The following is a 21,842-nucleotide window of genomic DNA, read 5'->3' as shown; positions in this document are numbered from 1 at the left end:
TTTCGTTCTTTTCGTAAGTGTTGACTTACGAAAGGAACGAAACTCTACTAAGGTGATTATATGCAACGTTATTTTGTAGAAGAGAAATATGTAAATGAGACAAGTATTCGTATAATGGGTGATGATGTTCATCACATCGCAAGAGTGATGCGTATGTCAGCTGGTGACCACATTTATTGCTGTGTAAATGGTAAAACAGCAGAGTGTTCAATTGCTGAAATTACCAGTGAATTTGTGGATACCACTATTGTAGAATGGGTAGAGGCGTCAAGCGAACTTCCTGTGTTCGTGACGATTGCAAGTGGACTGCCGAAAGGAGACAAGCTAGAGTTAATTTTTCAAAAAGGAACTGAGCTTGGGGCAGCTGCATTTTTACCATTTCAAGCATCTCGATCTATTGTAAAGTGGGATGCGAAAAAAGCAGATAAAAAAGTTGAGCGTTTGAAAAAAATTGTAAAAGAAGCTGCGGAACAATCGCATAGAAGTGAAATTCCAGAAGTACACGTTCCCTCATCATTTAAACAACTGCTGTCGATGAGCAGCGAGTATGATGTTTGTCTTGTTGCGTATGAAGAAGAAGCGAAACAAGGTGAGAAATCTAATTTTGCGAAAGCTTTATCGACGATTAAACCAGGCCAAAAGCTGCTGATTGTATTTGGGCCGGAAGGCGGTTTAGCGGAGGAAGAGATAACCGCACTTCGTGAACATAAATTTGTACCATGTAGTTTAGGACCAAGAATTTTAAGAACAGAAACGGCTCCGCTTTATGCGTTAAGTGCCGCTTCTTATCATTTTGAATTGATGGGGTGATAATCAATGGCAACTGTTGCGTTCCACACGTTAGGTTGTAAAGTAAACCACTATGAAACAGAAGCGATTTGGCAATTGTTTAAACAAGGTGGTTATGAAAGAACTGAATATGAAAAAAAATCTGATGTATATGTTATTAACACATGTACAGTAACAAATACTGGAGATAAAAAAAGCCGTCAAGTAATTAGACGTGCTGTACGTCAAAATCCAGATGCGGTAATTTGTGTAACTGGATGTTATGCACAAACATCTCCAGCAGAAATTATGGCAATTCCAGGTGTAGATATTGTTGTTGGTACGCAAGATCGTGAGAAGATGTTAGGATACATCGAAGAATTCCGTCAAGAGCGTCAACCAATTAATGCTGTCCGCAATATTATGAAAACACGTGTATATGAAGAGCTCGATGTACCATATTTCACGGACCGTACACGTGCATCTTTAAAAATACAAGAAGGTTGCAATAACTTCTGTACATTTTGCATCATTCCTTGGGCGCGTGGTTTAATGCGTTCTCGTGATGGAAAAGAAGTTATTAAACAAGCGCAGCAATTAGTAGATGCGGGCTATAAAGAAATCGTATTAACAGGTATTCATACAGGTGGGTACGGTGAAGATATAAAAGAGTATAACTTAGCAGGATTACTGCGTGATATGGAAGCGGAAGTAGGCGGATTGAAACGTCTTCGTATTTCTTCTATTGAGGCGAGTCAAATTTCTGATGAAGTAATTGAAGTGTTAGATAAATCAGAAGTAGTTGTACGTCACTTGCATATTCCATTACAGTCAGGATCTAATACTGTATTGAAACGTATGCGCCGTAAGTATACGATGGAATTTTTCCAAGAGCGTTTAGATCGTTTGAAAGAAGCGTTACCAGGGCTTGCGATTACATCAGACGTAATTGTTGGATTCCCAGGTGAAACAGAAGAAGAATTCATGGAAACGTACAATTTCATTAAAGAGAATCGTTTCTCTGAATTACACGTTTTCCCTTATTCAAAACGTACAGGTACTCCAGCAGCACGTATGGAAGATCAAGTTCCTGAAGACGTGAAGAACGATCGTGTTCACCGTCTAATTGAGCTATCTAATCAATTAGCGAAAGAGTATGCTTCTGGATTTGAAGGTGAAGTACTTGAAATCATTCCGGAAGAGACATTTAAAGATGGTGACCGTGAAGGTTTATATGTAGGTTATACAGATAACTACTTAAAAATTGTGTTTGAAGGATCTGAAGAATTGATTGGTAAGCTAGTAAAAGTAAAAATTACAAAAGCTGGTTATCCATATAACGAAGCGCAGTTTGTTCGTGTTCTTGAAGATGATGTAAAAAAAGAATCAGCAAGCGCATAATAAAGTGAAACTTTAATCAGTGGGGATTGTTCATCCCCCACTGATTATTAGCCCTCACCAATCGGGCGTTTACTGGCAGCCCGACTCCCACCTAACCTCTTTGCTCCAGCCGAATTTTGAGGTGGGAGTTTTACTGCCCGCAAATAGCGGGATAAAAAGCATGCAAACGACAAGGGTTTGCGTGCTTTTTTCGTTCATGGAGAAGTTAAGTATTGAAAGAAGATGCAGTGGGTTGTTCGGTAAATGAGTGGTTTTTGAGCGTATCCTTGTATAAAAAAGATCCAATGATAAAAAAATATTTATTTTTAGGGGAAGAGATAACGGCTATCAACATAGTTTTTGGAAAAGGAAGAGCATCAATTCTTCTTTTATTCTGCCAAATAGTTGACCTGAAGTGATAAAATGTATTATAATCGTAAAAGACATGCTGAAGAAGTGTTTCTTTTTGCATGCTGAAGTTAGTATGTAAGTGTGATGTTTCGGAGGGAGGGAAAGAGAATGTCAAAAACAGTCGTTCGTAAAAACGAGTCTTTGGAGGATGCACTTCGCCGTTTTAAAAGATCGGTTTCTAAAACTGGTACACTTGCTGAAGCAAGAAAGCGCGAGTTTTATGAAAAACCAAGTGTAAAACGTAAGAAGAAATCTGAAGCGGCAAGAAAGCGTAAGTTCTAAGAGAGGGTGTAAGTTATGAGTCTTCTCGGTCGTTTAAACGATGATATGAAACAAGCGATGAAGAATAAACAAAAAGAAAAATTAACCGTTATTCGTATGGTTAAGGCTGCTTTACAAAATGAAGGTATTAAACTGCAACATACTCTTACTGAAGAAGAGGAATTAACAGTTTTAGCTCGTGAAGTAAAACAGTATAAGGACTCCCTCCTTGAATTTAAAAAAGCTGGTCGTGAAGACCTTGTTGATAAACTGCAAAGTGAAATTCAGATTTTAAGCGCATATTTGCCGGAGCAATTAACAGAAGAAGAACTAGCGGATATAATTAAGCAAGTTATTTCTGAAGTTGGTGCTACATCTAAAGCAGATATGGGTAAAGTGATGACTGCTGTTATGCCGAAAGTAAAAGGTAAAACAGACGGATCACTTGTAAATAAGTTGGTTATCCAGCTATTAGCATAAAAAAGCGTCTCATTTCGTATGAGACGTTTTTTTATGCTTTTTTCAGTTTGGACGTGATATTACAAGCTCTTTTTTCATACATATGGGATGAGAGGGGGTCTTTTGAGATGAAGAAATTAGAACAAATGAAGAATTGGTTAACGAAGCAAATAGACCTGCCAGTGGATGTGTTAATGGATCTACCTCGGATCACGCTTGTTGGGCAAGTACATATCTATATAGAAAATCATCGAGGATTATTAGTGTTTTCAGATAAAGAGGTAAGATTGCTATTGAAACATGGTCAATTATTAATTAAAGGTCAATCCTTTGTTATTAAAACAATCCTTCCAGAAGAACTGTTGCTTGAAGGGATTATTGAACAAGTGACGTTTTTAGAAAATGAAAAGAAAGAGGAGTGAGGAGAAACTTCCGTTTGTGAAGTTTTTCTTCTTTACCTTGTATTAACAGGTGATAACGTTCTGGCCTCAATATTCGGTTCGTACAAAGAGGATAGGTGGGAATTGAGTTCCACGTAAAAAAATTGGCTCGTGAAGGTTAATAATTAGTGAGAATCAAGGAATCTGCTAATTTAGTACGAGCTAGTTTGATAATCGAATTGAAAAGTAGTGTATCTACTTTTAGAAAGGTAGTGGAGATAGTCGATGAAAAATAAATGGTTTATAAAATGGCTTGGGTATGTAAAGGTGCGAATTGAAGGTAGAGGAGCGGAACGCTTTGTTAACGAGTGTGTGCGGAGGAAATTACTAGTTTGGGATGTAAAGAAGATAGCTGATGAAACGTTAGTTTTTTGTATGTTATTACGAGATGTGAAAAAGATAAAACCAATTTATAGAAAAAATGAATGTAAATTATATTTTATTGGACGTTACGGTTTTCCGTTTTGGAATAAGCGTTTAATTAAAAATAGTGGATTTTTAATTGGGTTTTTAATATTTTTTTTCGGAATGATCGCATTGTCAAATATGGTGTGGAAAATTGAAATTACAGGAGCAAAACCTGAAACGGAATATATATTGATGAAAGAATTGGATAAAATGGGTATAAAAAAGGGGAAATTACAGTTCCAAATGCCGAGTGTAGAAGATGTTCAACGTCATTTGACAGACAATATTAATGCGATTACTTGGGCGGGATTAGAAATAAGAGGGACAACATATCATTTTAAGATTGTTGAAAAAAATGAACCGAAAAAAGAAAGTGAACAACAGCCACAAAACTTAGTAGCAAAAAAAGAAGGGATTATTACAAAAACATTTGTGGAAGTTGGGAAGCCTGTTGTCATGAAAAATGACCATGTAGAAAAGGGGCAACTTCTCGTCTCGGGGATGTATGGTAATGAGGAGAATCCGACAATTGTTTCGGCTAAAGGGATTGTATATGGAGAAACGTGGTATAAATCTGAGGTGGATGTTCCATTAAAGACGCAATTTCAAGTGTATACTGGTAATTCGTATAATGAATATTTTCTTAAATTTGGGAGTGCTAAAATAAAAATATGGGGATTTCAACAGGATAAGTATAAACGCTCTCGTACTGAAAGTGTAAAACATGATGTGAAATTATTTGGATTCACATTACCAGTTGCATATGAAAAAGATATTGTACGAGAAGAGGAAGAAGCGAACCGAGAATATACCGAAAAACAAGCGATGAAAGTAGCGAAAGAGATGGCAGAAAAAGAACTGAAGAAAAAATTGGATGAACATGCTATGATTGTAAGTGATAACATTTTGAGTAAAGAGGTTGAGGCGGATCACCTAAAGGTCACATTACATTATACAGTGATTGAAAATATTGCAGAGCCACAACCAATATCTGAATTCGATATTCAAGGAGACTGAGTAATGGCAGAACAATTAGTAGAAATGAACCAACAATTGGAAAACCCTAACGAAGCAATCGCTCTTTTTGGGGTAAATGATGCTCATTTAAAAGTAATTGAACGAGAACTTAGTGTATCGATTGTGACTAGAGGAGAATCTGTTCGTGTATCTGGGGCAGATGAAACTGTGGTGCTCGTAGAAAAAATCTTACAACAGTTACTTGTTGTTATCCGTAAAGGTGTATCAATTTCGGAAAGAGATGTTGCGTATGCGATTCAGCTTGGGCAACAAGGGAAAATTGCTCAATTCGAAGAGTTATATGAAGAGGAAATTTTTAAAACGGCAAAAGGTAAATCCATTCGTGTGAAAACGATGGGGCAAAGACGATATATTCATGCAATGAAAAAGAATGATATTGTATTTGGGATAGGGCCTGCTGGGACAGGAAAAACATACTTAGCCGTAGTAATGGCTGTGAGAGCTTTAAAGCAAGGGTATGTAAAGAAAATTATTTTAACAAGACCTGCTGTAGAAGCTGGAGAGAGCTTAGGGTTTTTACCAGGTGATTTGAAAGAAAAAGTAGATCCGTATTTACGTCCGCTATATGATGCGTTACATGATATTCTTGGACAAGAATATACACAACGTATGATGGAACGTGGTGTAATTGAAATTGCACCTCTTGCTTATATGAGAGGGCGTACTCTTGATGATTCATTTGTTATATTAGATGAGGCGCAAAATACAACTGGTGTTCAAATAAAAATGTTTTTAACACGATTAGGTTTTAGTTCTAAAATGGTTATTACGGGGGATCCCTCACAGGTAGACTTGCCAAAAGGGGTAAAGTCAGGTCTTTCTATTGCTGCTAATATTTTATCTGGTGTATCAGGTCTTTCGTTCATTACATTGGAACAAACGGACGTTGTGAGACACCCGTTAGTGCAACGTATTATTGAGGCATATGATAAAATGGAATGATCCTATTTGTCAGGATCATTTCTTTTTGTATGATAAGGTTGGCGAATTACATATTTTTTACTATCATTAAAGACGAGGAAAATAAACTATAGGTGATGGTCTATAAAAATATGGTCCGAAAAAGCATCGTTGGCTGGAAGAAATGAAAGCTATAAATAGTTTCACTTTATTTTTGGAGAGGAGAAGGTATTGAAATCATGTCAAAATCTCAAGAAATTTCTAAGTGGTTTCGTAATTTACAACATTCGAAAAAACTAAGTTGGATTTCTTACGTTTTATTAGGAGCAGTACTGTTTTTTGCACTTATGAATAATGTGAAACCAGAGCAATTAGATGTTAAAGAGCTCGATATTGCTAAAAAAACAATTCACTCTCCTATTAAAATTGAAGATAAAGCCGCAACAGCGAAAAAGAAAAAAGAAGCCGCTCAAAAGGTTGAGGATAAATATACATATAAAAGCGAATATAAGCAAAATAAAGTGGATATTGTAAATTCCGTCTTTGATGCGGTAAGTGAAGTAGAGGCAGAGGCTAAGTCGACTGGCCCAGACGAGTATAAAAAAATTTCTGATGTGGACAAATTGGATAAGTTAAAGAAGAAATTACCAACAGATTTAGCGAAAAGCTTAACAGATTCAATATTGTTGAAATTTATTAATGCTGATTCAAGTCAATTGTCATTGTCGAAGGATGCGGCTGTAACAGCGGTTAATAAAATTATGAGTGAACACATTAAGATGGATCAAGAAGAAGTTGCAAGAGAACGATTTGTTACTGAAATGAGTAGCGTAGGTATAAGCAGTGATTTAAAAGTTGCGGTGAATGCACTAGGGAAGTATGCGATTGCAGCGAACTATTTTTATGATTCAGCTGCGACGAAAGATAGTCAAAAAATAGCGGAAGATTCAGTTGCATCAGTTTTTATCCTTCAAGGGCAAGTTCTTGTGAAAGAAGGCGATACGATTTCACGAGAAGCATATGAGCAGTTGAAGTTAGCTGGATTGTTAGAGAAGGGCAATACCTTCCAACCTTATGTTGGTCTGGCTGTACTTATTTGTGTGTTATTGTACTTTATGCATAAGCAGTTTGAAGTGTTTTTACAGCGAAAAAGAGAAGATAGGCCGTATGTTTTAGCGTATATCACAATTTTGTCTATCACGATTGTTTTAATGAAAATCATTAGTTTGTTTCAAAAGCTTGAATATGCAGGAATCGCGTATGTTGTTCCGGTTGCGATGGGAACAATACTTGTAAAATTAATGATTGGTGATCGATTTGTATTTTTAACGAGTATGATCTTTTCTGTATGCGGAAGTATTATGTTTAATGAAGGTGTAACGAGTACACTGAATTATAGTGTGGGGATTTATGTTTTATTAAGTTCATTATCAGTTAGTATTTTCTTGAGAGAAAAAAATCGTCGTACAATGATTTTACAAGCTGGTATACTCGTTTCTGTATTAAATGTAGTCGTATTAGCGGCGTTGTTATTATTGCGAAATGGGAACTTTTCGCCTCTTGAAATTGGGGTACAATTATTAATGGCTGCAGTTTCAGGGATTATCTCTTCTGTTCTAGCTATGGGGATTTTACCTTATTTAGAAAGTGGCCTTGGGATTGTATCGAGTATGAAGTTGATGGAACTTTCAAGTCCGAATCATCCGCTCTTGCGCAAAATTTTATTAGAAGCACCAGGTACATATCACCACAGTGTAATGGTAGCTAATCTTTCAGAAGCTGCATGTGAAGCAGTTGGAGCGAACGGAGTATTAGCGCGTGTAGGGGCGTATTATCATGATGTAGGGAAAACAGTACAACCGCAGTTTTTTATTGAAAACCAGATGGGAATTGAAAACCCGCATGATAGATTAGACCCTGTAACGAGTAAAGATATTATAATTGCTCATGTAACCGATGGGGTGAGAATGCTAGAAGAAAACCATATACCTCAAGAAATTATCGATATCGCTGGACAGCATCATGGTACAACGTTACTTAAATATTTTTACTATAAGGCGATTAAAGAAGATAAAGAGAAATATACTGAGGAAATGTTCCGCTATCCAGGATCAAAAGCAACTTCTAAAGAGTCGGCAATCGTTGGTATTGCTGATAGTGTAGAAGCGGCGGTACGTTCAATGAATCATCCAACGCCAGATCAAATCAATAATTTAGTGCAAAGTATCATTAGAGATCGTTTGCAAGATGGTCAATTTAGTGAATGTGATTTGACATTTAAGGAACTACAAATCGTTGGAAAAACGTTATGTGAAACGTTAAATGGTATTTTCCATTCCCGTATTACATATCCGGAACCGCCGGAAGAAAAGGAGCAAGAATGAGTTTATTAATTGATTTTATTGATGAAACAGAAGAAGTGAAAGACGAGTATATAAGCTTGATTCGAGGGTTGGTAGAGAAAGCAGCCCGAATGGAGAACATAGAAGAAGGCGCAGAATTATCGGTTACATTTGTAGATAATGAACGTATTCGTGAAATAAACCGTGATTACCGAGATAAGGATCAGCCTACGGATGTTATTTCTTTCGCTATGGAAGAAATGGGAGAAGGCGAAGTGGAAATTGTCGGTGCGGAGATGCCGCGTATGTTAGGAGATCTTATTATTTCTATTCCAAGAGCAAAAGAACAAGCTGAAGAATATGGGCATTCTTTTGATCGTGAACTTGGGTTTTTAGCACTACATGGCTTTTTGCATTTGCTTGGTTATGATCATATGACAGAAGAAGATGAAAAAGAAATGTTTGGAAGACAAAAAGAAATTTTAGAGGCCTTTGGATTAGGACGATGAAAAAAGGGAAATTTTTAGACAGTTTTGGATATGCTATAGCTGGTATATACTTTTGTCTTCGTCATGAACGAAATATGAAAATTCATTATTTAGCCGCAGTCATTGTTATATGCTGCGGCTTTTATTTCCATATTACAACAACGGAATGGATTGTATTACTTATTGTGATAGGGATTGTAATGAGTTTAGAGATGGTGAATACGGCTATCGAAAAAACAGTAGACTTAGCAACCGCCGATATTCATCCGTTTGCAAAAATTGCAAAGGATGTTGCAGCGGGAGCAGTTTTATTGTTTGCAATTATAGCTGCTGTAATTGGTGCTATTATCTTTTTACCGTATATGGTATAGTTGCATTCCGAAGCTTTTATTAAGCTTTGGAAGCGCCGTGAAGGCCTTTAATGAAAGAGTGTATCTATTCACATCTGTGAACGGAAAGGATGCGGGAATATGAATAGCAAACAATTAATTCAAGAAGCAACCGAAGCTCGTAAACGAGCGTACGTACCATATTCTAAATTTCAAGTAGGTGCAGCTTTACTAACTCAGGATGGAAAAATATATCGTGGATGTAATGTTGAAAATGCATCATATGGTTTATGTAACTGTGCAGAAAGAACAGCGTTATTTAAGGCGATTTCTGAAGGAGATAACGAGTTTGTAGCTATTGCAGTCGTAGCGGATACAAAGCGTCCAGTACCTCCTTGTGGAGCATGTCGACAAGTTATGGTAGAATTATGTAAACAGGATACGAAAGTATACCTATCAAACTTACATGGTGATATTCAAGAGACAACAGTCGGAGAATTGTTACCAGGAGCATTTTTAGCGGAGGATTTACATGAATAGAAAAGGTTATAAATCAGGTTTTGTCTCTATTATTGGCAGACCGAATGTTGGGAAATCTACATTTTTAAATCGTATTATTGGCCAAAAAATTGCCATTATGAGCGATAAGCCACAAACAACTCGTAATAAAATTCAAGGTGTATATACAGAAAATGATTCACAAGTAGTTTTCATTGATACACCAGGAATACATAAACCTAAACATAAACTAGGCGATTTCATGGTGAAGATGGCTCAAACGACATTAAAAGAAGTTGATATTGTTTTGTTTATGGTCAATGCAACTGAAGGATATGGTCGTGGTGAGGAATTTATTATTGAGAAATTACAAGAAACGAAACAACCGGTATTTTTAGTAATTAATAAAATTGACCAAGTTCATCCAGAGCAATTGCTGGAGTTGATTGATCAATATCGTAAATTATATGAGTTCTCGGAGATTGTGCCAATTTCTGCATTGGACGGTAATAACGTTGAAGCGTTAATCGGAGCAATTAAAAAGTATTTACCAGAAGGACCGCAATATTACCCGGATAATCAAGTAACGGATCATCCAGAGCGATTTATTATTTCAGAGCTTATTCGTGAAAAAGTATTACATTTAACACGTGAAGAAGTGCCGCATTCTGTAGCGGTTGTTATTGATGCAATTCAAAAACGTGAGGGCGGAGCGGTTTATATAAACGCAACGATTGTTGTTGAACGTGCATCACAAAAAGGAATTATTATAGGTAAGCAAGGGAAGATGTTAAAAGAAGTCGGCAAGCGAGCTCGTTTTGACATTGAAGCACTTCTTGGTTCTAAAGTATTTTTAGAAGTATGGGTGAAAGTGCAAAAAGATTGGCGTAATAAGATGTCACAGCTTCGTGACCTTGGTTTCCGTGAAGACGAGTATTAATATGAAGTAAAGTTGTGATCAGTGGATGTTTTGTTCATCCACTGATTATTGGTTTTTATGAACCTTGATAAATTAGGAAAAATTTTTCTCACATGAAAATGAACAAAATGGGTCAATTTAATAACAACAAAAGAAATTGCTTTATAGGCTACGCTTATTGAGAAAGGTGGATTCTTATGCTAGATTTTACCTGGAAGTTTTTCTCCAAAACAGGAAGCATTGAAACGTATTTGCTTTTGAAAGAAATGGAAAAAGACGTAAACGATGAGATGGATCAACATGAAGAGGAGTTAGCGCATCTAGACTCTCCAATTTCTTGACCCGTTTTGTTCAAACCTTGGATGGTGACGAACATGTTTCAAAAAGTTGAGGGCATTGTCATCCGTACAACAGATTACGGAGAAACAAATAAGATTGTTACAATATACTCACGGGAATTTGGTAAGGTAAGTGCAATGGCAAGAGGGGCGAAAAAACCGAAGAGTCGGTTAGCGGCTATTTCGCAACTTATGACACATGGTCATTTTCTTATTCAAATTGGATCTGGACTTGGAACTTTGCAACAAGGCGAGATTATTTCATCTATGAAAGAAATTCGCAAGGATATATTTTTAACTGCTTATGCATCATTTATTATCGAATTAACTGATAAAGCAACAGAAGATAAGAAGCATAATCCGTATTTATTTGAAATGTTATATCAAACGTTGCATTATATGTGTGAGGGTGTTGATCCAGAAGTATTATCATTAATTTATCAAACGAAAATGCTTCCGGTATTAGGGATGCACCCGTACTTTGATACATGTGCTATTTGTCATCAAGAAACAGATTTTGTCGCCTTCTCTGTCAGGGAAGGCGGTTTTCTGTGCTCGCGTCATGCGGAGCAAGATCCGTATCGTATTCCGGTGGGAGAGGCTGTTCATAAATTATTACGTCTCTTTTTTCACTTCGATCTACACCGGCTCGGTAATGTATCGGTGAAGGATAGTACAAAAAAACAAATGCGCACAGTATTGAATACATATTATGATGAATATTGTGGGATTTATTTGAAATCAAGGCGTTTCCTGGAACAACTTGATAAGTTTCAAATATAATTAGGGCCATATACGGTCCTTTTTACATACTTTCTTTTTCGAATAGCATATTTAGTATATAATATTTAAGAGATAGTATAACTTTTTTCGTTGTGCATTAAAGGTGGTGATTATCATAGAGCTGAATAAACGGCAAGAACATATCATTCAGATTGTAAAAGATCACGGTCCTATTACAGGGGAGTCAATTGCTGCGCAATTGGGTTTAACACGTGCAACGCTAAGACCAGACTTAGCAATTTTAACGATGGCTGGTTATTTAGAAGCGCGTCCACGCGTAGGTTATTTTTATACGGGTAAAACTGGGGGACAGCTATTATCTGAAGCTGTTAAGAAAATTAAAGTACAAGATTATCAATCTAGACCGGCTGTAATTGATAAAAATGTATCAGTATACGACGCAATCTGTGCTATGTTCCTAGAGGATGTTGGTACATTATTTGTTGTAGATCAAGCTACTTTATTAGTTGGCGTTGTATCTCGTAAAGATTTATTACGAGCTAGCTTAGGAAAGCAGGATTTAACCTCTCTTCCGGTTAATATTATCATGACAAGGATGCCAAACATTGCGATGTGTCGCAGGGAGGATTCTTTATATGATATTGCGATGGAATTAATAGAAAGACAGATTGATGCGATGCCGGTTGTGAAGGATACGAAACAAGGTTTAGAAGTGATTGGGCGAATTACAAAAACAAATATTACACGTGCGTTTGTAAATTTAGTAAATAACGAATAAGTGTAATTTGTTTAAAGTGAGGTAATGTAATGGATAATAAAATCGTATATGTCGTATCTGACTCTGTAGGAGAAACGGCTGATTTGGTTGTTAGAGCGGCAATGGGACAGTTCCCATTCGCTCCTGATATTAGACGTGTACCGTATGTAGAAGATACAGGGACATTAAAAGAAGTAATCTCGATTGCCAAGAGCAATCAAGCGCTTATTTGTTTTACGTTAGTAAAGCCTGATATGCGTCAATATTTATTGACGGAAGCGGCAAAAGAAGGAGTAGAGGCATACGATATTATCGGACCTCTTATCGATCAAATTGAAGGAATTACAGGGCAAGTACCAAGGTATGAGCCGGGTGTCGTTCGAAGATTAGATGAAGAGTACTTTAAAAAAATTGAAGCGATTGAATTTGCAGTTAAGTATGATGATGGTAGAGATCCACGTGGTATTTTAAAAGCAGATATCGTGTTGATTGGAATTTCACGTACATCAAAAACACCACTTTCACAATATTTAGCGCATAACAAACGTTTGAAAGTTGCCAATGTACCACTTGTACCAGAAGTGGATCCGCCTGAGGAATTATATCAAGTGGCAAAAGAGAAATGTTTCGGTTTGAAAATTATACCGGATAAGTTAAATCATATTCGAAAAGAACGATTGAAATCACTTGGATTAAGTGATGGAGCAACATATGCAAATATTAATCGTATTCAAGAAGAACTTGATCATTTTGAGGAAGTAATTAGTAAAATAAATTGTCAAGTGATTGATGTATCAAATAAGGCGATTGAAGAAACAGCAAATATTATTGTGAATGCAGTGCAAAACCAAAAAATGTTTTAGCACATTTACCAAAGGTGAATGTGCTTTTTTCGCTCGTGAGAAGGCGGTAGAGGAAGATGCGAAGTAGAGCATGAACTTTCGGCTTAGTAATAGAATATAGCGGAATGGTTATACTTATATTCTTCTGTTTTTTTAATTATGCTAAAGGAACGATTTCGTTATCTTTAAATGTAAGATGAAAATTAAAGGGATATGTAGCGTAGTTGAAGAAAATATATTATAATAAAAAATTGTGATAAAAACCTATATTTTACGTTTAGACTTTAATTTTTCAGAATAAACTAGGGATAGGATTTTCGAAAAAGACATGTATTTACGTTAAATCGACAAAATCTAGACAAGAAAACGCACATTATGGAAGGATTCACAGAAGGGATGTAGAATACAGAAATATGCAAAACATCAGTAAGATATTATTTGATGCAGATGCGTATCCCGTGAAGAATGTAATTGTGCAAGTTGGAACAAAATTTTATGTCGAAATTTTGTTTGTCGCATCCTATGCTCATCGTTCAAGAAAACAGCAAGGCAATTGGGTCTATGTAGATTCTGAGCAAGATGAAGTTGATTGTTATATTTATCAACATGCAAAAGCTACAGATCTCATGATCATACAGGTTATGGTGCTTGCTAGTCTTCTTGTGAAAAAGGAGTATATGTATTGTCTCCAAGAGATACATTTGTAACAGATGAGCAAATGGATACAATTTTATATAGTAGTATGTATCTGCGAATTTACGCAGACTGGGGACTTATACGAAAGGTCCAAAATCGTTTACACAATGTGATCGACAGTACTTTCTAACAAATTTAGAAAAATATTGTCGAATTATAAAGGAATCTTTTAATTTATATCGAATACAAAATACGACACGGAGATGGATTTATGGGGAACAGAATTCCCGAAGAAGTTGTTGAACAGATTCGGACATCATCTGATATTGTAGAAGTGATTGGTGAGTATGTTCAACTTAGAAAGCAGGGACGTAACTATTTCGGCCTTTGTCCATTTCATGGTGAGAATTCTCCTTCATTCTCTGTTTCATCTGATAAGCAAATTTTTCATTGCTTCGGATGTGGAGAAGGTGGAAATGTATTTTCTTTTCTTATGAAAATGGAAGGACTTGCTTTCACCGAGGCTGTTCAAAAGCTTGGCGAAAGAAATGGAATTGCAGTTGCAGAATATACATCAGGGCAAGGACAACAACAACAAGAAGACATATCTGATGACACTGTCATCATGCAACAGGCTCATGAACTTTTGAAAAAGTATTATCATCATTTATTAGTAAATACAGAAGAAGGAAATGAAGCACTTTCATATTTATTAAAACGTGGTATTACAAAAGAGATGATTGAGAAATTTGAAATTGGTTATGCATCACAAGCTTGGGATGCAGCAACGAAAATTTTACAAAAAAGAGGTTTGTCGCTATCTAGTATGGAACAAGCTGGCCTTCTTGTAAGAAGTGAGAAGGATGGCAGTCATTATGACCGCTTCCGCGGAAGAGTTATGTTCCCGATTTATACTTTACAAGGTAAGGTGATAGCGTTTAGTGGAAGGGCGTTAGGAGATGACACTCCGAAATATTTAAATAGTCCTGAAACACCGATTTTTTACAAAAGTAAGCTGTTGTATAATTTCCACCAAGCAAGGCCGTTTATTAGAAAACGTGGGCAGGTTGTCCTTTTTGAAGGTTATGCCGATGTACTAGCTGCGGTGAAAAGTGGTGTGGAAGAAGCTGTTGCGACAATGGGAACAGCCTTAACTGAAGAACAAGCGAAACTTCTGCGACGTAATGTTGAAACTGTTGTTCTTTGCTATGATGGTGATAAAGCAGGGCGAGAAGCGACGATGAAAGCAGGGCAATTACTATTGCAAGTTGGTTGCCAAGTGAAAGTTACATCCTTGCCAGATAAGCTTGACCCTGATGAATATGTGCAACAATATGGGACAACCGCTTTTGAAAATCTTGTGAAATCAAGTATAAGTTTTGTTGGTTTCAAAATAAATCATTTGCGTTTAGGGAAAAATTTGCAAGATGAGTCTGGCAAAGAAGAATATGTAAAAAGTGTTTTAAAAGAGCTATCATTGCTACAGGATGCGATGCAGGCGGAATCATATTTAAAATCATTATCGCAAGAATTTTCGTATTCAATGGAAACACTTTTGAATCAATTGCACCAATATCGCAAAGAACAAAAGGTACAGCAAAAACAAATAAAGCAGGTTTCTAAGCCATCTCAAATTGTTCAAACGAAGCCGAAGTTAACAGGTTTTGAAAGGGCAGAAAGAGAAATTATCTACCATATGTTGCAAAGTGCAGAAGTGACAGTACGTATGGAACCTCATATAGAAGATTTTTATACAGAAGAACATAAAGGGATTTTATATGAACTATACGCATATTATGAAAAGGGAAATGAACCTTCAGTCGGAACATTTTTAAGTTGGCTCTCTGATGAAAAGTTGAAAAATATTATCACTGATATTTCGACGGATGAATTTATTAATCCAGAGTACACAGAAGAAGCGTTACAAGGTCATTTGGAGGCGTTAAGACGCCATAAAGAGAAACTTGAAAAGATGGAAATTATCTTTAAAGTAAAACAAATGGAAAAAACAGATCCTGTAGAGGCTGCTAAATATTATGTGGCATATTTACAAAGTCAAAAAGCAAGAAAATAGCTTTTTCGATAAAATTTTAGTATAATGAATGTTTGTATCTCGCGTAAGGAGGGGAACAGATGGCTGATAAACCAGCTCGTTCTAAACAAATTGAAACTGAAATGACCCTTGAGCAAGTGAAAGAACAACTCACTGAGCTTGGAAAAAAACGTGGCGTTCTTACATATGAAGAGATTGCAGAACGCATGAATGGATTTGAAATTGAATCCGATCAAATGGATGAATACTATGAATATCTAGGTGAACAAGGGATTGACTTAGTTGGTGACAATGACAACGACGAAGGTCCTAATAATCGCCAAATTACAAAAACGGAAGAAGAGTTTGACCTTAATGATTTAAGTGTGCCACCAGGTGTGAAAATCAATGACCCTGTTCGTATGTACTTAAAAGAAATTGGTCGAGTTGACTTACTATCCGCTGAAGAAGAAATTCGACTTGCAACGCGTATTGAAGAAGGCGATGAAGAAGCGAAACGCCGTCTTGCAGAAGCAAACTTACGTCTTGTAGTAAGTATTGCAAAGCGCTACGTGGGCCGCGGTATGCTTTTCTTAGACTTAATCCAAGAAGGAAATATGGGTCTAATTAAAGCGGTTGAAAAGTTCGACTATCGTAAAGGTTTTAAATTTAGTACGTATGCAACTTGGTGGATTCGCCAAGCTATTACACGTGCGATTGCAGACCAAGCGCGAACAATTCGTATTCCAGTTCATATGGTTGAAACCATTAATAAGTTAATTCGTGTACAACGTCAATTATTACAAGATTTAGGACGCGAACCATCTCCTGAAGAGATTGGTGAAGAAATGGATCTTGCTCCAGAAAAAGTACGCGAAATCTTAAAGATTGCACAGGAGCCAGTTTCTCTTGAAACACCAATTGGTGAAGAAGACGACTCCCATTTAGGTGACTTTATTGAAGACCAAGAAGCAACATCGCCTGCGGACCATGCAGCGTATGAATTGCTAAAAGAACAATTAGAAGATGTGTTAGATACACTAACAGATCGTGAAGAAAATGTTCTACGTCTTCGTTTTGGTTTAGATGATGGACGAACTCGTACGCTTGAAGAAGTTGGGAAAGTATTCGGCGTAACGAGAGAACGTATTCGTCAAATTGAAGCGAAAGCACTTCGCAAATTAAGACATCCGAGCCGTAGTAAACGTCTTAAGGATTTCTTAGAATAGGTTATTTTAAGTTTACTTCACGATTGTGAAGTAAACTTTTTTCTTTTGTTAATTTTTGTTAAACTTTATCTATCGGCAACGATTACAATTTCTTGTAATTTATTTTACAGAATTGTCTTTTGATTTGCAAATGCTCATTTTTCGATTTTTCGATTAATTTTGTTTATTCTATACAAAATAATATGTAGAAAAGTAAAAAATATGATGAGAAACGTTAGTAATTATCGAAATAATATGCGATAAAATAGTGAAAATCAATAAAGTGAATTTACGGAATATTTTTAACAAATGGTAGTTTACTCTTTTCTGCTAGAGTGTTTTCAAGTACAATTGAAATAACTGAATCGTCTAACTATTTAGCGGTATAGAGGGGGGAGAAGAGATATGAAACGTAATCCGTTGATTCCGTTCGCTCTTATTGCGGCATTAGGTATTATCGTTATGTTTGTATTTTCATTTCAGGGGCTAAATAAATCTAAAGAGTTAGCTGATGCAAAAAATGGTGGGAAACCAGCACAAACAGCATCAAAGCCAGAGGATATTGTAAAGCAAAGCTGTACGAGCTGTCATGGTGATCAGTTACAAGGGGCGGTAGGACCTAATTTACAAAAAATTGGTGGGAAACTTTCGAAAGATGAAATTAAAGAAGTTCTTTCAAAAGGAAAAGGAAATATGCCGCCAAATATAGTTCCAGCTGATCAAGCGGCAAAAGTAGCTGATTGGTTATCGAAGAAAAAATAAAGTATAGAAAAACAAGTCTTTTGCTTTTTGCAAAAGGCTTGTTTTTCTATACTTTCTAAAATACGATTAGTAATAGAGAATTGAAGTATTGTTATGGGCTTGCAACAACTACTATAAATTCATTATCATGGAGACAGACTGACAAGAGAAGGAGTAATGGAAATACATGAATGAGGTAAAGCTTTCGAAACGATTAGAAGAAGTTGTGAGGGAGATTCCGGTAGGCTCTACAGTAGCTGATATTGGATCGGATCATGCGTATTTACCGTGTTATACAATTATAAATAATATTGCTACAAAAGCAGTTGCAGGAGAGGTTGTAGATGGACCGTTTCGCTCTGCACAAGCAACTGTAGCTGAAAGTGGCTTACAAGATAAAGTAGACGTTCGTAAAGGGAATGGATTAGCTGTTATCGCGCCAGGAGAAGTAGATGTTATTACGATTGCTGGTATGGGTGGAGCGTTAATTCGTGACATTTTAGAAAGTGGTAAAGGAAAATTAGAAGGTGTAACACGTTTAATCTTACAGCCGAATATTGCAGCACACCATATTCGTGAATGGTTTATTGAAAATGGATGGGAGCTTATCCGTGAGAAAATTGTAATAGAAGACGGAAAGATTTACGAGATTTTAGTCGGAGAGCGAGGAGATACAGCAGTACCTTACTCTGAAAATAAACAAGCTGAATTGTTTATGGGTCCATTTCTAATAAAAGAAAAAAGTGAAGCTTTTGTTGAAAAGTGGGAAGGAGAATTGAAAAACTTCCAAAATATTTTAAAACAGTTAGAGCGTGCAGCAGAGTCTGAAGAGACAAAAGCGAAGCGTGCAGAAATAGATGCGAAAATGAAAATGATAGGAGAGGTTTTATCATGAGTAAAATTCCGAATGGCCATGAAATTATTTCTTTGTTTGAAGGTATGTATCCGAAGCATTTAGCGATGGAAGGGGATAAGGTTGGCTTACAGATTGGAGCGCTTAATAAACCTGTGCAGCACGTATTAATCGCGTTAGATGTAACTGAGGAAGTTGTGGACGAGGCGATCCAATTAGGAGCGAATATCATTATAGCGCACCATCCTTTAATCTTTAATCCATTAAAAGCGATTCATACAGATAAGGCGTACGGAAGAATTATTGAAACGTGTATTAAAAATGATATTGCGGTGTATGCAGCGCATACAAATGTAGATATTGCTAAGGGCGGGGTAAATGATTTACTTGCTGATGCGTTAGGGTTACAAAATACAGAAGTATTAGCTCCTACATATACAGAAGAAATGAAAAAAATTGTTGTATTTGTTCCAGTAACCCATGCAGAAGAAGTGCGTAAAGCTCTTGGAGATGCAGATGCAGGTCATATCGGTAATTATAGCCACTGTACGTTCGGTAGCGAAGGGGTAGGTACGTTTATCCCTCGAGAAGGGACAAATCCTTATATCGGGGAAACTGGACAGTTAGAGCGTGTGGAAGAGGTGCGTATCGAAACGATTATTCCTGCTTCACTACAAAGAAAAGTTATTAAAGTGATGTTAGCAGCTCATCCGTACGAAGAAGTGGCATATGATGTATATCCGCTTGATAATAAAGGTGAAACTTTAGGTCTTGGTAAAATAGGGTATTTACAAGAAGAAATGACACTTGGTCAGTTTGCTGAGCATGTGAAACAATCATTACATGTGAAGGGTGCAAGAGTTGTTGGCAAGTTAGATGATAAAGTGCGTAAAGTAGCTGTACTTGGTGGTGACGGTAATAAATATATAAACCAAGCGAAATTTAAAGGGGCAGATGTATATGTAACAGGTGATATGTATTATCATGTTGCTCATGATGCGATGATGCTTGGTTTAAATATAGTCGATCCAGGGCATAACGTTGAAAAAGTAATGAAGCAAGGTGTACAAAAACAATTGCAAGAAAAAGTAGATGCAAAGAAATTCAATGTACAAATTCATGCTTCGCAGTTACATACAGATCCATTCACGTTTGTATAAGAAAAATAAAAACCGTTGCTCATGTAGGCAACGGTTTTTTGTTATTGTTGTTTTTTTACTTTTACACGTGGCAATATCTTTTGAAGTGGTACATTTCGAGTTCTATCCCATGTAGCTGGATTCATCGGGTCATATTGGTCTAAGAAAGCAATAACTTCTTTTGTGATTGGTGTTGGAGTAGAAGCACCCGCTGTAACTGCAACGTTTTCGATACCTTGTAGCCACTCTAATTGGATTTCACTTACGTCTGCAACGCGGTATGCTTTCGTACCAGCGATTTCTTGTGATACTTGTGCTAAACGGTTTGAGTTGTTACTTTTCGGATCGCCGACAACAATTGTTAAATCTGCAACATCAGCTTGTTTAGCGACAGCTTCTTGGCGAACTTGAGTTGCTAAACAAATTTCCTTGTGGAATTCTGCTGTTGGGAATTTTTTCTGAATGTCCTCCATTAAATGTTGAACATCCCATTGACTCATTGTTGTTTGATTTGTAACTAAAATTTTATCTGTTGGGATTTCTAATGTTTTTAAATCATCAGCTCTTTCGATAAGATGAACGATATCAGGTGCAATACCAACTGCGCCTTCTGGTTCTGGATGATTTTTTTTGCCGATATAAATGACATGGTATCCTTCAGCTTTCTTTGCTTCAATAAGGTCATGTGTTTTTGTAACATCTGGGCAAGTCGCATCAATTGTCGTTAAACCTTTTGCTTTTGCACGTTGTTTAACTTCTGGAGAAACACCGTGTGCAGTAAAAATAACAGTACCAGAATCGATTTTATCTAAAATTTCTAATCGACTTGGACCGTCTAATGTAATGATGCCATCCTCTTCGAAAGCATCTGTTACATGCTTATTGTGAACAATCATACCTAAAATATAAATGGGTCTCGGTAATGATTTATCTAATGCGGCGTTACGTGCAATAACCATCGCGTCAACAACGCCGTAGCAATAACCACGAGGGGAAATTTTAACAATCTTCATGTGAGTAATCCTCTCCTTCTAAACAAGGGATACTTTTGTGCATAGTCCATTACATTATAAAGGAGGAGGAGATAGAAAACAAAGGATTGTTACACATATAGTTTTGGTTTTGTTGCTATTTGTTGAACGGGCTCTTCTGGTAATTCTTTTTCTATTATGGGTTCAATCACAATTTTTTTTCTTTTTCTCTTTTTTGGTGGAGGAGTTGGAGTGGCTACTTCAACTTCTCTAGGCTGGTCTTCAGCTTGTTTTTCCTCCGTGCTTTTTCCAGAGGTGAGGATTTTGACGATATTTGGTAGACTACGCATAATTGGACCGTATTGCTCGACGACAGGTCCTACAGATTGAACAACTTGGGATACTTTTTCGATATTATTTATCATATTAGTTGGATTCGAAATTAGATTCGAAAGAAAGCTTCCGATGCCGCTGCTAGATGTTGCCGCAGCGGCAGTTGTTGCGACGCCGCGCGTGTCATTGGATTCATACATTTGAGGTGGTATCATTTGTTGAGGATGTTGCTGCATATACGGTTGATATTGCTGTGAGTATTGCTGTTGGTATTGCGGTTGCTGGTACATCATCGGTGGCCCATCTGTTTGCCGATAGGGAGGGACCATTTGCATGAAAGGCTCCGTAGGATCGTGTTTTTTAAAGAGTTTAGAAAGAAAACTTTTCTTTTTTTGTGCCATCGGTGGTAGTTGTGGAATTGGGTATGGTGTATAAGAATGATGTCCTTGATTAGGATGCATTTGCCCTATTGGGGATTTCGGATACATATGAGAAATCCTCCTTTCTTCAGTTAGGTATATACACATACAATATGCAATGGAAGGAAAGAAGGTTAGTTTTTGAGATAAAAACCTAAACTAAAGATGGATTTTACTTGTAGATTTCG

Annotated in this window: 25 protein-coding genes; 23 read left to right on the top strand and 2 right to left on the bottom strand. The window is 36.7% G+C overall.

Annotated features, from left to right (window positions below; translation table 11 throughout):
* Window positions 1-60 precede the first annotated feature (60 nt).
* The 23 genes from EXW56_RS20640 (at window position 61) to EXW56_RS20530 (ending at window position 19,952) form a co-directional block, all read left to right on the top strand.
* A complete protein-coding gene (locus EXW56_RS20640; RefSeq protein ID WP_002111902.1) occupies window positions 61-810 on the top strand; it encodes a 16S rRNA (uracil(1498)-N(3))-methyltransferase in 750 nt (249 codons plus the stop codon).
* Between the two features lie 6 nt (window positions 811-816).
* A complete protein-coding gene (gene mtaB / locus EXW56_RS20635) occupies window positions 817-2,169 on the top strand; it encodes a tRNA (N(6)-L-threonylcarbamoyladenosine(37)-C(2))-methylthiotransferase MtaB (protein ID WP_002199326.1) in 1,353 nt (450 codons plus the stop codon).
* A gap of 212 nt (window positions 2,170-2,381) precedes the next feature.
* Complete coding sequence (locus tag EXW56_RS20630; RefSeq protein WP_033714028.1) at window positions 2,382-2,567, top strand: hypothetical protein; 186 nt, start codon at window positions 2,382-2,384, stop codon at window positions 2,565-2,567.
* 100 nt (window positions 2,568-2,667) lie between these two features.
* On the top strand, window positions 2,668-2,841 hold the full coding sequence (gene rpsU / locus EXW56_RS20625; protein WP_000048061.1) for a 30S ribosomal protein S21: 174 nt from the start codon (window positions 2,668-2,670) through the stop codon (window positions 2,839-2,841).
* A 15-nt stretch (window positions 2,842-2,856) separates the two neighbouring features.
* Complete coding sequence (locus EXW56_RS20620) at window positions 2,857-3,300, top strand: GatB/YqeY domain-containing protein (protein WP_000054578.1); 444 nt, start codon at window positions 2,857-2,859, stop codon at window positions 3,298-3,300.
* Between the two features lie 107 nt (window positions 3,301-3,407).
* Complete coding sequence (gene yqfC, locus EXW56_RS20615; protein ID WP_002088680.1) at window positions 3,408-3,701, top strand: sporulation protein YqfC; 294 nt, start codon at window positions 3,408-3,410, stop codon at window positions 3,699-3,701.
* 243 nt (window positions 3,702-3,944) lie between these two features.
* Window positions 3,945-5,144 carry a sporulation protein YqfD gene (yqfD, locus tag EXW56_RS20610; RefSeq protein WP_002111891.1) on the top strand — a complete coding sequence of 400 codons (1,200 nt, stop codon included), beginning with the start codon at window positions 3,945-3,947 and terminating at the stop codon, window positions 5,142-5,144.
* Between the two features lie 3 nt (window positions 5,145-5,147).
* Window positions 5,148-6,107, top strand: coding sequence for a PhoH family protein (locus EXW56_RS20605; RefSeq protein ID WP_002015189.1), 960 nt, complete (start codon window positions 5,148-5,150; stop codon window positions 6,105-6,107).
* Window positions 6,108-6,304: 197 nt separating this feature from the next.
* A complete protein-coding gene (locus tag EXW56_RS20600) occupies window positions 6,305-8,449 on the top strand; it encodes an HD family phosphohydrolase (RefSeq protein WP_002199327.1) in 2,145 nt (714 codons plus the stop codon).
* Window positions 8,446-8,916 carry an rRNA maturation RNase YbeY gene (gene ybeY, locus EXW56_RS20595; RefSeq protein WP_215557479.1) on the top strand — a complete coding sequence of 157 codons (471 nt, stop codon included), beginning with the start codon at window positions 8,446-8,448 and terminating at the stop codon, window positions 8,914-8,916. The genes EXW56_RS20600 and ybeY overlap by 4 nt, the downstream gene beginning before the upstream one ends.
* Window positions 8,913-9,266, top strand: a complete 354-nt coding sequence (locus EXW56_RS20590; RefSeq protein WP_002199329.1) for a diacylglycerol kinase family protein — start codon at window positions 8,913-8,915, stop codon at window positions 9,264-9,266. The genes ybeY and EXW56_RS20590 overlap by 4 nt, the downstream gene beginning before the upstream one ends.
* 99 nt (window positions 9,267-9,365) lie before the next feature.
* Entirely contained in the window at window positions 9,366-9,764 is a 399-nt protein-coding gene (locus tag EXW56_RS20585) for a cytidine deaminase (protein ID WP_215557477.1), read from the top strand.
* Window positions 9,757-10,662 (top strand): GTPase Era, encoded by a 906-nt coding sequence (era, locus tag EXW56_RS20580; RefSeq protein ID WP_215596899.1) that lies wholly within the window; start codon window positions 9,757-9,759, stop codon window positions 10,660-10,662. Before EXW56_RS20585 ends, era begins: the two co-directional genes overlap by 8 nt.
* 176 nt (window positions 10,663-10,838) lie before the next feature.
* Entirely contained in the window at window positions 10,839-10,982 is a 144-nt protein-coding gene (locus EXW56_RS20575; protein WP_000883924.1) for a YqzL family protein, read from the top strand.
* Window positions 10,983-11,015: 33 nt separating this feature from the next.
* Entirely contained in the window at window positions 11,016-11,762 is a 747-nt protein-coding gene (gene recO, locus EXW56_RS20570) for a DNA repair protein RecO (protein WP_002199331.1), read from the top strand.
* A 106-nt stretch (window positions 11,763-11,868) separates the two neighbouring features.
* Complete coding sequence (locus EXW56_RS20565) at window positions 11,869-12,501, top strand: transcriptional regulator CcpN (protein ID WP_087945800.1); 633 nt, start codon at window positions 11,869-11,871, stop codon at window positions 12,499-12,501.
* A 29-nt stretch (window positions 12,502-12,530) separates the two neighbouring features.
* Window positions 12,531-13,343 (top strand): pyruvate, water dikinase regulatory protein, encoded by an 813-nt coding sequence (locus tag EXW56_RS20560; RefSeq protein WP_002111882.1) that lies wholly within the window; start codon window positions 12,531-12,533, stop codon window positions 13,341-13,343.
* A 392-nt stretch (window positions 13,344-13,735) separates the two neighbouring features.
* Window positions 13,736-14,029 (top strand): DUF188 domain-containing protein, encoded by a 294-nt coding sequence (locus EXW56_RS27750; RefSeq protein WP_002111881.1) that lies wholly within the window; start codon window positions 13,736-13,738, stop codon window positions 14,027-14,029.
* Between the two features lie 200 nt (window positions 14,030-14,229).
* Window positions 14,230-16,032 carry a DNA primase gene (dnaG, locus tag EXW56_RS20550; protein ID WP_002067179.1) on the top strand — a complete coding sequence of 601 codons (1,803 nt, stop codon included), beginning with the start codon at window positions 14,230-14,232 and terminating at the stop codon, window positions 16,030-16,032.
* Between the two features lie 59 nt (window positions 16,033-16,091).
* Window positions 16,092-17,219, top strand: coding sequence for an RNA polymerase sigma factor RpoD (rpoD, locus tag EXW56_RS20545; protein WP_000764062.1), 1,128 nt, complete (start codon window positions 16,092-16,094; stop codon window positions 17,217-17,219).
* A gap of 384 nt (window positions 17,220-17,603) precedes the next feature.
* Window positions 17,604-17,960, top strand: coding sequence for a cytochrome c550 (cccA, locus tag EXW56_RS20540; RefSeq protein ID WP_002111879.1), 357 nt, complete (start codon window positions 17,604-17,606; stop codon window positions 17,958-17,960).
* Between the two features lie 166 nt (window positions 17,961-18,126).
* The gene (locus EXW56_RS20535) at window positions 18,127-18,834 is read left to right on the top strand and encodes a tRNA (adenine(22)-N(1))-methyltransferase (RefSeq protein WP_002111878.1); all 708 of its coding nucleotides are present in this window, start codon (window positions 18,127-18,129) and stop codon (window positions 18,832-18,834) included.
* Window positions 18,831-19,952, top strand: a complete 1,122-nt coding sequence (locus EXW56_RS20530) for a Nif3-like dinuclear metal center hexameric protein (protein WP_215596898.1) — start codon at window positions 18,831-18,833, stop codon at window positions 19,950-19,952. The genes EXW56_RS20535 and EXW56_RS20530 overlap by 4 nt, the downstream gene beginning before the upstream one ends.
* A gap of 41 nt (window positions 19,953-19,993) precedes the next feature.
* Here EXW56_RS20530 and EXW56_RS20525 read toward each other — a convergent pair whose 3' ends face one another.
* The gene (locus EXW56_RS20525; RefSeq protein WP_002111876.1) at window positions 19,994-20,944 is read right to left on the bottom strand and encodes a 4-hydroxy-3-methylbut-2-enyl diphosphate reductase; all 951 of its coding nucleotides are present in this window, start codon (window positions 20,942-20,944) and stop codon (window positions 19,994-19,996) included.
* 89 nt (window positions 20,945-21,033) lie between these two features.
* Entirely contained in the window at window positions 21,034-21,723 is a 690-nt protein-coding gene (gene vrrA, locus EXW56_RS20520; RefSeq protein WP_215557475.1) for a VrrA/YqfQ family protein, read from the bottom strand.
* Between the last annotated feature and the right edge of the window lie 119 nt (window positions 21,724-21,842).

This window comes from Bacillus mycoides, assembly GCF_018742245.1.
Lineage (GTDB): Bacteria > Bacillota > Bacilli > Bacillales > Bacillaceae_G > Bacillus_A > Bacillus_A cereus_U.
This window is presented reverse-complemented; position numbering and strand designations above follow the sequence as displayed.

What these genes read in the sequence shown, in the direction of transcription:
- EXW56_RS20640 (WP_002111902.1), top strand. Translation starts at nt 61, where the DNA reads ATGCAACGTTATTTTGTAGAAGAGAAATATGTAAATGAGACAAGTATT.
- mtaB (WP_002199326.1), top strand. Translation starts at nt 817, where the DNA reads ATGGCAACTGTTGCGTTCCACACGTTAGGTTGTAAAGTAAACCACTAT.
- rpsU (WP_000048061.1), top strand. Translation starts at nt 2,668, where the DNA reads ATGTCAAAAACAGTCGTTCGTAAAAACGAGTCTTTGGAGGATGCACTT.
- EXW56_RS20620 (WP_000054578.1), top strand. Translation starts at nt 2,857, where the DNA reads ATGAGTCTTCTCGGTCGTTTAAACGATGATATGAAACAAGCGATGAAG.
- yqfC (WP_002088680.1), top strand. Translation starts at nt 3,408, where the DNA reads ATGAAGAAATTAGAACAAATGAAGAATTGGTTAACGAAGCAAATAGAC.
- yqfD (WP_002111891.1), top strand. Translation starts at nt 3,945, where the DNA reads ATGAAAAATAAATGGTTTATAAAATGGCTTGGGTATGTAAAGGTGCGA.
- EXW56_RS20605 (WP_002015189.1), top strand. Translation starts at nt 5,148, where the DNA reads ATGGCAGAACAATTAGTAGAAATGAACCAACAATTGGAAAACCCTAAC.
- EXW56_RS20600 (WP_002199327.1), top strand. Translation starts at nt 6,305, where the DNA reads ATGTCAAAATCTCAAGAAATTTCTAAGTGGTTTCGTAATTTACAACAT.
- ybeY (WP_215557479.1), top strand. Translation starts at nt 8,446, where the DNA reads ATGAGTTTATTAATTGATTTTATTGATGAAACAGAAGAAGTGAAAGAC.
- EXW56_RS20590 (WP_002199329.1), top strand. Translation starts at nt 8,913, where the DNA reads ATGAAAAAAGGGAAATTTTTAGACAGTTTTGGATATGCTATAGCTGGT.
- EXW56_RS20585 (WP_215557477.1), top strand. Translation starts at nt 9,366, where the DNA reads ATGAATAGCAAACAATTAATTCAAGAAGCAACCGAAGCTCGTAAACGA.
- era (WP_215596899.1), top strand. Translation starts at nt 9,757, where the DNA reads ATGAATAGAAAAGGTTATAAATCAGGTTTTGTCTCTATTATTGGCAGA.
- EXW56_RS20575 (WP_000883924.1), top strand. Translation starts at nt 10,839, where the DNA reads ATGCTAGATTTTACCTGGAAGTTTTTCTCCAAAACAGGAAGCATTGAA.
- recO (WP_002199331.1), top strand. Translation starts at nt 11,016, where the DNA reads ATGTTTCAAAAAGTTGAGGGCATTGTCATCCGTACAACAGATTACGGA.
- EXW56_RS20560 (WP_002111882.1), top strand. Translation starts at nt 12,531, where the DNA reads ATGGATAATAAAATCGTATATGTCGTATCTGACTCTGTAGGAGAAACG.
- EXW56_RS27750 (WP_002111881.1), top strand. Translation starts at nt 13,736, where the DNA reads ATGCAAAACATCAGTAAGATATTATTTGATGCAGATGCGTATCCCGTG.
- dnaG (WP_002067179.1), top strand. Translation starts at nt 14,230, where the DNA reads ATGGGGAACAGAATTCCCGAAGAAGTTGTTGAACAGATTCGGACATCA.
- rpoD (WP_000764062.1), top strand. Translation starts at nt 16,092, where the DNA reads ATGGCTGATAAACCAGCTCGTTCTAAACAAATTGAAACTGAAATGACC.
- cccA (WP_002111879.1), top strand. Translation starts at nt 17,604, where the DNA reads ATGAAACGTAATCCGTTGATTCCGTTCGCTCTTATTGCGGCATTAGGT.
- EXW56_RS20535 (WP_002111878.1), top strand. Translation starts at nt 18,127, where the DNA reads ATGAATGAGGTAAAGCTTTCGAAACGATTAGAAGAAGTTGTGAGGGAG.
- EXW56_RS20530 (WP_215596898.1), top strand. Translation starts at nt 18,831, where the DNA reads ATGAGTAAAATTCCGAATGGCCATGAAATTATTTCTTTGTTTGAAGGT.
- EXW56_RS20525 (WP_002111876.1), bottom strand. Translation starts at nt 20,944, where the DNA reads ATGAAGATTGTTAAAATTTCCCCTCGTGGTTATTGCTACGGCGTTGTT.
- vrrA (WP_215557475.1), bottom strand. Translation starts at nt 21,723, where the DNA reads ATGTATCCGAAATCCCCAATAGGGCAAATGCATCCTAATCAAGGACAT.